Source organism: Thiogranum sp. (genome assembly GCF_058323355.1).
This window is the reverse complement of record NZ_JBTTIO010000037.1, coordinates 1-9371: the sequence shown is the minus strand read 5'-3', so window position 1 is coordinate 9371 and position 9371 is coordinate 1. Positions and strand designations below refer to the sequence as shown.

Annotated in this window: 9 protein-coding genes; 5 read left to right on the top strand and 4 right to left on the bottom strand. The window is 55.4% G+C overall.

The features are described from left to right. From ACW81B_RS05895 to gloA, 3 genes are all read left to right on the top strand, one after another. Positions 1–244: hypothetical protein (locus tag ACW81B_RS05895; protein ID WP_491579292.1), on the top strand; the 244-nt coding region annotated here is incomplete at its 5' end. An 88-nt stretch (positions 245–332) separates the two neighbouring features. Continuing rightward, positions 333–1544 (top strand): argininosuccinate synthase, encoded by a 1212-nt coding sequence (locus tag ACW81B_RS05890; RefSeq protein ID WP_491579291.1) that lies wholly within the window; start codon positions 333–335, stop codon positions 1542–1544. Positions 1545–1556: 12 nt separating this feature from the next. Continuing rightward, positions 1557–1943, top strand: coding sequence for a lactoylglutathione lyase (gene gloA, locus ACW81B_RS05885; RefSeq protein WP_491579290.1), 387 nt, complete (start codon positions 1557–1559; stop codon positions 1941–1943). Positions 1944–2053: 110 nt separating this feature from the next. Here the strand turns inward: gloA and ACW81B_RS05880 are convergent, their stop codons facing one another. Next, the gene (locus tag ACW81B_RS05880; protein WP_491579289.1) at positions 2054–4084 is read right to left on the bottom strand and encodes a putative bifunctional diguanylate cyclase/phosphodiesterase; all 2031 of its coding nucleotides are present in this window, start codon (positions 4082–4084) and stop codon (positions 2054–2056) included. A gap of 262 nt (positions 4085–4346) precedes the next feature. On the opposite strand from ACW81B_RS05880, the gene ACW81B_RS05875 reads away from it, so the two are divergent. Then, entirely contained in the window at positions 4347–5201 is an 855-nt protein-coding gene (locus ACW81B_RS05875; protein WP_491579288.1) for an MBL fold metallo-hydrolase, read from the top strand. A gap of 57 nt (positions 5202–5258) precedes the next feature. Continuing rightward, positions 5259–6353: a cyclic nucleotide-binding domain-containing protein gene (locus ACW81B_RS05870; protein WP_491579287.1), complete on the top strand. Its 1095-nt coding sequence runs from the start codon at positions 5259–5261 to the stop codon at positions 6351–6353. Here the strand turns inward: ACW81B_RS05870 and fghA are convergent. From fghA to murA, 3 genes are all read right to left on the bottom strand, one after another. Next, the gene (fghA, locus tag ACW81B_RS05865) at positions 6350–7195 is read right to left on the bottom strand and encodes an S-formylglutathione hydrolase (protein ID WP_491579286.1); all 846 of its coding nucleotides are present in this window, start codon (positions 7193–7195) and stop codon (positions 6350–6352) included. The genes ACW81B_RS05870 and fghA overlap by 4 nt on opposite strands. A gap of 10 nt (positions 7196–7205) precedes the next feature. Next, positions 7206–8315 (bottom strand): S-(hydroxymethyl)glutathione dehydrogenase/class III alcohol dehydrogenase, encoded by a 1110-nt coding sequence (locus tag ACW81B_RS05860; RefSeq protein ID WP_491579285.1) that lies wholly within the window; start codon positions 8313–8315, stop codon positions 7206–7208. A gap of 44 nt (positions 8316–8359) precedes the next feature. Continuing rightward, on the bottom strand, positions 8360–9371 hold a 1012-nt coding region (gene murA, locus ACW81B_RS05855), incomplete at its 5' end, for a UDP-N-acetylglucosamine 1-carboxyvinyltransferase (RefSeq protein WP_491579284.1).

Genomic DNA, 9371 nt, shown 5'->3' with positions numbered 1-9371 from the left:
TGCTCGGCTGCACCAACGGCCTGAAATCCGGCCACACACTCCCGTCCCGGGCAGCGTAGAGATCGGTTCAGGTTTGCACAATGGTGGAGAAGGGGTTTGCTTATCTCATGACAAGGTGTTGGCGCAGCCGAGCATCGCAGGGCTGTTGCGAGGAAGCGAGCGTTGTCTGAGCGGTGCACGCGAAGCGTGTGCCGCGAGTTTAGCGAGCGCGCAACAGACCGAGAAACGCAGGGAACCCGCGTAGCGGGCAAGCCGTCACCTTGTCATGAGATAAGCAAACCCCTTTGGCACAAGATACTAGGATTCAGACGTTTTAATAAAGGTCAAAACCCATGTCAAAAGTCAACAAAGTCGTTCTCGCCTACTCCGGTGGCCTGGATACTTCCATTATTCTCAAATGGCTGGAAGACACCTATAACTGCGAAGTCGTGACCTTTACCGCCGACATCGGCCAGGGTGAAGAAGTCGAACCGGCCCGTGCCAAGGCGCAGGCCATGGGTGTGAAGGAAATATACATCGAAGACCTGCGCGAAGACTTTGCGCGCAACTATGTATTCCCCATGTTCCGTGCCAACGCCATCTATGAAGGTGAATACCTGCTCGGCACCTCAATCGCCCGTCCGCTGATTGCCAAACGCCTGGTGGAGATTGCCAACGAGACAGGCGCGGATGCGATTTCACACGGCGCAACCGGTAAGGGCAACGACCAGGTGCGTTTCGAGCTGGGTGCCTATGCATTGAAGCCGGACGTGAAAGTTATTGCACCGTGGCGGGAATGGGATCTCAACTCACGTGAAACGCTGATGGCCTATGCGGAAAAGCATAATATTCCGGTCGACTTCAACAAGGGTAAAAAGTCACCGTACTCCATGGACGCCAACTCGCTGCACATCTCCTACGAGGGCGGCATCCTGGAAGACCCCTGGGCCGAGCCTGAAGACAGCATGTGGCGCTGGACTGTGTCGCCAGAACAGGCGCCGGATACACCCACCTATGTCGAACTCAGTTACGAAAAAGGTGACATCGTCGCAATTGACGGCAAGGCGGTAACGCCTGCCGGTGTGATGGAGCAACTGAACCGGCTCGGTGGTGATAATGGAATCGGCCGTGACGATATTGTGGAAAACCGCTATGTCGGCATGAAGTCGCGTGGCTGTTATGAAACACCCGCCGGCACCATCATGCTCAAGGCCCATCGCGCCATCGAGTCGCTGACGCTGGATCGTGAAGTAGCGCACCTGAAGGACGAGTTGATGCCGCGCTATGCGGAACTGGTCTACAATGGCTACTGGTGGAGTCCCGAGCGCGAGATGTTGCAGGAAATGATCAATAGCTCGCAGGAAACAGTAAACGGGAAAGTGCGTCTCAAGTTGTACAAGGGCAATGTCATTGTTGTTGGCCGGATGTCGGAAACCGATTCCCTGTTCGATGAGCGCATTGCGACATTCGAGGATGACGAGGGGGCCTATAACCAGAAGGACGCCGAAGGTTTCATCAAGCTCAATGCCCTGCGGCTGCGGATTGCGGCACGCAGGAAAAAATAACGGGGACACATCATGCGCATACTCCATACCATGTTACGGGTCGGCGATCTGGATCGATCGATAAAGTTCTATACCGAAGTGTTGGGCATGAAACTGCTGCGTCGCAAGGATTATCCCGATGGAAAGTTTACCCTGGCTTTTGTCGGTTACGGTGACGAGTCGGAGAATACCGTCATCGAGCTGACCCATAACTGGGATACGGATCACTATGATCCCGGTACCGGCTTTGGGCATATAGCACTGGAAGTCAATGATGTGTACGAGGCAACCGCACAGATACGCAGTAACGGCGGCAAGATACTGCGGGAGGCCGGCCCCATGAATGCGGGTACAACGATCATTTCCTTTGTGGAAGACCCGGACGGTTACCCGATTGAACTGATTGGCAGAAAGCACTGAAGACTCTCTATTCCAGGCTGATATCTCCAGCGTAAAACCTGTTTCCGGTATTCCCTCCGGCAGGGATAGCCGTGCATAACCCCTGAAACCCGGTTATTTACCGTTCGGGTTCAGTTCAGGGTTTGTCCAAACCAGCGTTTAAACCAGTCAGCTGCTGGCTCAGGTTTCCCGTACAGGTAGCCCTGGTGAATAACATCAGCACGTTCATTCAGGAAGGCCGCCTGTTGTTCAGTTTCCACCCCTTCCGCCACGACTCTCAGGTGCAGGTGTTTGGCAACGGCAAGTATGGTTTCGACCAGCGCGGAATCGTCTTCATCGGTAGGAGCGTCCTGGATAAAGCTGCGGTCAATTTTCAGCTCGTGGACGGGTAGTCGTTTGAGATATGACAGGGATGAATAGCCGGTACCGAAGTCATCGATTGAAAAGTGGATGCCAAGCGCGGCAAGTTCTGTCATTCTGGCGACTACGTCATTGATGTTATCGATTACCAGCCCTTCGGTAACTTCCAGGGTCAGGTGGTTGGGGTCTGCGCCGGTAGAGCCAAGCAGGCTCTTCAGCCAGGGCACAAAGGAAGCCTGGCGGAACTGGCGCGGGCTCAGGTTTACTGCAAGGTGGAACGGGTGGCCGGCCATGTCGCCTTTTGCCATCAGTGTCAGGGCCTCGGACAGCACCCAGCCTCCCACATCGATAATCAGGTCGGATTCTTCGGCAACCGGAATGAATACACCAGGAGGAACCAGGCCGCGTTCAGGGTGTTTCCAGCGAACCAGTGCCTCGGCGCCGGCCAGTTTTCCGTGTCTGTCCACCTGTGGTTGTATAAAAAGGCGCAACTCCCCGTTGCCCACAGCGTGGCGCAGTTCGCGTTCAATCCGGAAACGCTGTTCGGCTGATTCACTCATGTTGGTTTCAAAGAAAGCCGCCTGGTTTCTGCCGCCATCCTTGGCCTGGTGCAGCGCAGTGTCGGCGCGGCGCAGGATTGTGCCGGCATTGTCATCGTTCACTTCCGGGTAAAGGGTGACGCCCAGGCTTGCGGTGACATAGATCGATTCATTATCAATGGATATAGGCTGTCGTATGGCGTTCAGTACCTTTTGCGAAATGCTAAGGGCGCGGTGGCTGGCCTGTCCGGGTTGCCTACCCAGTTCCGGCACGAGAAGGGCAAATTCATCCGATGCCAGACGCGCTACGGTATCACCTTCGTGCAGTATTTCTGTCAACCGCTGGCCAACTGCCTGCAGCAGTGCATCACCCAGCAGATGGCCACGAGCATCGTTAATATTCTTGAAGCGATCGATATTGACAAGAAACAGTGCCGCCATGTTTTTGTGGCGCCGCGACAGGGTCAGCGTCTGGTTGAGTCGTTCCATTAACAGTGTTCGGTTGGGCAGGTCGGTAAGGCCGTCGTAGTAAGCCAGGTGGTTAATTTTGGCTTCGGCCTGTTTCTTCTCCGTGATGTCCTGGTTGATCGCGACATAATGGGTGATTTCCCCCCCGCTTTTTCGGACGGGAGAAATGATTGACCACACGATATATTCACGGCCATCCTTGCTGCGGTTGTACAGTTCGCCCTGCCATGCTCTGCCTTCAGACAGGCACTTCCACAGGGATGTGTAGGTTTCCCGGGGGGTTTTACCGGATTTCAGGATACGCGGGTTTTCTCCGATTACTTCGTGAGGTGTATAACCGGTGTGATGGACAAAGGTTGCATTGACGTATTCAATTTCGGCGTTGGCATCGGTGATGAAGATGCTTTCGGGGCTTTGTTCGATGGCCTGTGAGAGAGTGATCAGCTGGTCTTCTGCCTGGTGACGCCGGATGATCTGACGTTCAAGCTCCTGGTTGGTGGCAATGAGTTCCCCGGAACGGCGTCGTTCATCGGAAATCATCCGGCCGAGAAAAATGATCGCCAGCAGGGCCAGAACACTGACAGCCAGTCCAGGCATTTCGTCCAGACCGGATGCCAGTTGCGGCGGCCAGTCGATCCCCTTACGGGACAGGGTAAGACTTTGACGGAGCGCCATCAGGGCGACCATTGCGCCGAGAAAACCGATGCGCCAGTCGCGAATCCTGTACCACAGGCGCAAGGCCCAGGCCATGGCAATCAGCCTGATGAAAACAGATACACCTAAAATGAGACTCATGTTCAGCCATCCTCCGCTGTGTGTGGCGGCAGTAAACTGACCACATTAAGTAAGCTGCTGACTTCAGATAATCCTTTCAGCCTTTTCCTGTCAGGAAAGGTATTTGTTTCATGTGTCGTGCGGCCTATTCCACTACCCTTGTTGCGGGATATTTCTCTGGCTGATGTTGTACTGGATTAAAGTCTTCCGTCTGTCTTTCCGACATCCTCGGGACAGACCAGTGATAAATTTTGCAGCATCCTGCTGCGAGGCGGAATATTCTATGGAAATTCATGCATTAGCCGACGAAGAACGGACCTGTACCGTGACCTACGTGGTATATGACCCGGTCAGCAAAGACGCTGTGGTCATTGATCCTGTCCTGGATCTCGACACAACCCCCTGGCGAACATCGACCGATTCAGTGGATCGGATCGTCGAGTTTGTCGAGCGGGAGCAATTGCGCGTTCACTGGATACTCGATACACATGTACACGCTGACCACGTCAGCGGTGCCTCAATGTTGAAGAAACGACTCGCTGCACCGATGGCAATCGGGTCCGGCATCTGTCGCGTGCAGGAGATCTTCAAGGGGACTTTCAATCTGCCGGTAGATTTCCCGACCGATGGCAGCCAGTTTGATCGCCTGCTTGATGATGGCGAGGTGTTGCAGGCAGGCAGCCTTGCCGTTCAGGTTCTCAGTACGCCCGGGCACACGCCGGCCTGTTGTACCTATTATATCAACGGCGCGCTTTTCACCGGTGACGTTCTGTTCATGCCTGATATTGGTGTTGCACGCTGCGATTTCCCGGATGGCAGTGCAAGCGACCTGTATCGCTCGATCAAACGGTTGTATGAGTTCCCCAACGAGACCCGCGTCTTTGTCGGTCATGATTATCCCGACGGCAGGCCGTTCAGTTACCAGACTACGATCGCGGAAAGCAAGGCATTCAACAGCGACCTGCCAGGTAATATTGGAGAAACAGAGTTTGTAAAAAACATTCAGGCACGGGACAGCGCCCTGCCTGCGCCGCGATTGTTGTTCCCCAGCCTGCAACTGAATATTAATGCAGGAGAACTTCCGGAACCCGAGAACAATGATGTTACCTATCTCAAGGTTCCACTGAACTACCTGTAAACCTGCTTATTGGGTGGCTGGCAACGACAGCCGTCACCAGCAAAGGAGATTGTTATCATGATGAGTGTAAAAATGGAACGCGTGCTGGACAACCTGTCTTCCAACTACATGCCGTTCACCCTGTTGTCGAAGGAACGGCTGTCGGAGGTGGTGAACATTGTGCGTTTTGTCGAGTTGCGCGAAGGAGAAATCCTGCAAATCCGCGGTGGCAAGGCCAATGATTATCTCTATGTGGTTGAGGGCAGCCTGGAGGTCATCCAGTGTGGTTCGGTGCGTTCCTTTACCGGCCCTGAAGATACACGCAACAAACCCTTTATTCTCCCGAGTTCACCGGCGACGGCAACCATTATCGCGCGTGCTGACTCGATCATCTGTCATGCTGACCGTGAAATGCTCGACGATCTGATCGCCTGGGATGAGGTGGTTCACCTCAGCGAGGAAACGGACAGTGAGTTGCACGAGCGACTGGAACTGGTGCGTAACTCACTGGTGTTCCGGCGCCTGCCACTGGAGGTTATCGAGACCGCTTTCAGGAAAATGGAAATCGTCGAGGTCAAGGCAGGTGAAAATATCATCACCATGGGTGATGAAGGTGACGCCTATTACATCATCAGCAAGGGTAGCGCGGAGACCTACCAGATTGGCCTGTATGACGATGAGCCGACCAAGGTCGCTGACCTGGCGGAAGGCGATGCCTTCGGTTGCGAGGCGTTGATATCCGGAAACCGGCGCAGCGAGACTGTCGTTGCTACTTCGGATTGCACCTTGTTGGCGCTGAATCGCGAAGCCTTTGATGACATGATTCGTAACCCGTTGATCAAAACCGTTCACCCTAACATTGCCAAAACAATGTCCGAAACCGGCTACACATTCATCGATGTGCGTTATGCGGAGGAATTTGATGACCACCATATTCCTGGCGCCATCCTTATCCCCTTGTACGAGTTGCGAAACCGCATGGATGAACTGGATCGCAATGAGCGCTATATCGTGTACTGCCACGCAGGTGGACGAAGCGCGGTAGCGACCCTGATCCTGGCGCAGAATCAGTTTGATGTTGCCAGTCTGGAAGGTGGTATTCGCGACTGGCCGTTCGAAACGGTTGCGGTGGAAGAAGAGGTTTCCCTGTCCGCGAAAGTCGTTAACGGTTAACCGCTGTTTGCCAGATGGCGTGCGTGAAACGCCAGGTGCTCACCGATAAAGCTGGCGATGAAGTGGTAGCTGTGGTCGTAGTCTTCCTGTATCCGCAGTGTGATCGGAAAGTCGCCTCGTTCAAGGCAGGCATCGACCAGTGCTTGCGGGTGAAGTTGTTCGGCCAGAAATTCGTCGCCGGTGCCCTGGTCAATGAGTAATGGCAGAGGTTTTGCGCCGGCAACAACCAGTTCGGTCGCATCCCAGGCTTTCCAGACTTTCCGGTCCTCTCCCAGGTAAGCACCCAGGCAGCCTTCACCCCAGCCGCAGTTTACCGGGTTGCAGATCGGTGCAAAGGCCGATACCGAACAGTAGGCGCCAGGGTTTTTCAGCGCACAGATCAATGCCCCGTGTCCGCCCATGGAGTGGCCGGTGATGGATTTAACACCGGCAGCCAGTGGTAGTTCGGCCTCAACCAGTGCAGGTAATTCCCGGGTGACATAATCGTACATCCGGTAGTGGCTGGCCCAGGGTTCGCAGGTTGCGTTGATGTAGAAGCCGGCGCCCTGACCGAGGTCATAGCGATCCGGTTCATCGGCAACATCTTCACCACGCGGGCTTGTGTCGGGCATGATGAGTGCGATGCCCAGTTCTGCCGCGTAGCGTTGCGCACCGGCCTTTACCCGCACATTGTCGTCGGTACAGGTCAGGCCGGAGAGAAAGTACACTGCGGGCACGTTCTGTGTTTCTGCGGCAGGGGGCAGGTAGACAGAGAAGGTCATTTCGCAATGGCAGGATGTCGAGTCGTGCGTATAGCGGTTCAACCAGCCGCCAAACTCCTTGATATGTTCTGTCTGATGCATAGCAACTGCCCTAGAAAATGATAACGGAGCGGATGCTTTCGCCGCTGTGCATGAGGTCAAAGGCGCGGTTGATGTCTTCCAGCGGCATGGTGTGGGTCACCATCTTGTCCACTTCGATTTCACCAGCCAGATAACGGTCGACATAACCGGGTAACTGGCTGCGGCCTTTTACACCGCCAAAGGCGGTGCCTTTCCAGGTGCGCCCGGTGACCAACTGGAATGGACGGGTGTGGATTTCCTGCCCGGCGCCGGCGACGCCGATGATGGTTGAGACGCCCCAGCCCATGTGACAGCATTCCAGGGCTTCACGCATCACTTCAACATTGCCGATGCACTCAAATGAATAATCCACGCCGCCGCGGGTCATTTCAATAATGGCTTCCGTAACACTTCCATCCAGTTCGGAAGGGTTAATGAAATCTGTTGCGCCCAGTGCCCTGGCCATTTCGAACTTGTCCGGGTTCATATCGATGGCGATGATGCGTTCGGCTTGGGCCATGACCGCACCCTGTACGCAGGACAGACCGATACCGCCAAGACCGAATACGGCAACGGTCGAACCCGGCTCGACCCTGGCTGTGTTAAGAACGGCGCCTATACCGGTCGTAATACCGCAACCCAGTAAGCAGACCTTGTCCAGCGGGGCGGCGGGGTTGATTTTTGCCAGTGCGATTTCCGGGACCACGGTGTACTCGGAGAAGGTTGAACAGCCCATGTAGTGGTAGATGGGCTTGCCGTCCAGGGAAAAACGCCGCGTACCGTCGGGCATGTAGCCGGTCCACACGGTATCGGCGATGGATTGACACAGGTTGGTTTTTGTCGATTTGCAGTATTCGCAGGTTCCGCACTCGGCGATATACAACGGAATGACATGATCGCCGGGTTTCAGATCCTTGACGCCGGGGCCGCATTCCACGACTTCACAGCCGCCTTCGTGTCCGAGCACGGCGGGAAAGACGGCCTCCGGGTCTTCGCCGGAGAGAGTAAATGCATCAGTATGGCAAACGCCGGAGGCGATTACCTTGAGCAGAACTTCGCCCTGTTTCGGGCCTTCCACCTCGATGAGTTCAATAGACAGGGGCTGTTTGGGTCCCCGGGCAACAGCGGCTCTGGCTTTCATGGGCAAAATTCCTTATGGGTCAGTTTGTCGTGGCCGGCTATGCATCAGGGGTGATGGGGTACCCGCTGTATTTTTGCGCCAAGCTGGGACAGTTTTTCCTCGATACACTCGTAGCCACGATCAAGGTGATAGATACGGTCGATGAGGGTTTCACCCTCCGCGGCCAGTCCGGCGATGACCAGGCAGGCCGAGGCACGCAGGTCGGTTGCCATCACCGGTGCGCCGTGCAGTTTGTCGATGCCGCGTACAATGGCGGTGTTGCCCTGCAATTCGATATCGGCTCCCATGCGTTGCAGTTCCTGCACGTGCATGAAGCGGTTTTCAAAAATGGTTTCCTTCACGGTCGCGGTGCCGTCGGCAAGGGTATTGAGTGCCACCAGTTGTGCCTGCATATCAGTCGGAAAAGCCGGGTAGGGAGCGGTGACAAGGTTGACGGCGTGCGGTCGTTTGCCGTGCATATCGACATCGATGCTGTTTCCGTCCGGGGTGATTTCCGCGCCGGCGTCACGCAGTTTTTCAATCACGGCATCCAGGTAGGAGGGTTCGGTATTACGCAGGTGAATTTTGCCGCCGGTCGCCACGGCAGCGACCATAAAGGTGCCGGTTTCGATGCGGTCTGCGGTAATGCTGTGGCTGCCACCGTGCAGTCGGTTCACGCCTTCAATGGTGATGGTGTCGGTACCCGCCCCGGTGATTTTTGCACCCATGGTATTCAGGCAGCGGGCAAGATCCGTGACTTCCGGTTCACGTGCGCTGTTTTCCAGCACTGTAGTACCGTCAGCCAGCGTGGCCGCCATCATCAGGTTTTCGGTACCGGTGACGGAAACCACGTCAAAGAAGAAGCGTGCGCCCTTGAGGCGACTTGCGCTGGCCTTGATATAGCCATCTTCAATCTCAATGTCGGCACCCATTGCCTTCAGGCCCTGGATATGCAGGTTGACCGGTCGCGAGCCGATGGCGCAGCCACCTGGCAGGGAGACCTCTGCTTCACCAAAACGCGTCAGCAACGGGCCGAGCACCAGGATAGAGGCGCGCATGGTTTTCACCAGTTCATAG

Coding starts and splice junctions, on each gene's coding strand:
- ACW81B_RS05890 (WP_491579291.1), top strand. CDS start 333: ATGTCAAAAGTCAACAAAGTCGTTCTCGCCTACTCCGGTGGCCTGGAT.
- gloA (WP_491579290.1), top strand. CDS start 1,557: ATGCGCATACTCCATACCATGTTACGGGTCGGCGATCTGGATCGATCG.
- ACW81B_RS05880 (WP_491579289.1), bottom strand. CDS start 4,084: ATGAGTCTCATTTTAGGTGTATCTGTTTTCATCAGGCTGATTGCCATG.
- ACW81B_RS05875 (WP_491579288.1), top strand. CDS start 4,347: ATGGAAATTCATGCATTAGCCGACGAAGAACGGACCTGTACCGTGACC.
- ACW81B_RS05870 (WP_491579287.1), top strand. CDS start 5,259: ATGATGAGTGTAAAAATGGAACGCGTGCTGGACAACCTGTCTTCCAAC.
- fghA (WP_491579286.1), bottom strand. CDS start 7,195: ATGCATCAGACAGAACATATCAAGGAGTTTGGCGGCTGGTTGAACCGC.
- ACW81B_RS05860 (WP_491579285.1), bottom strand. CDS start 8,315: ATGAAAGCCAGAGCCGCTGTTGCCCGGGGACCCAAACAGCCCCTGTCT.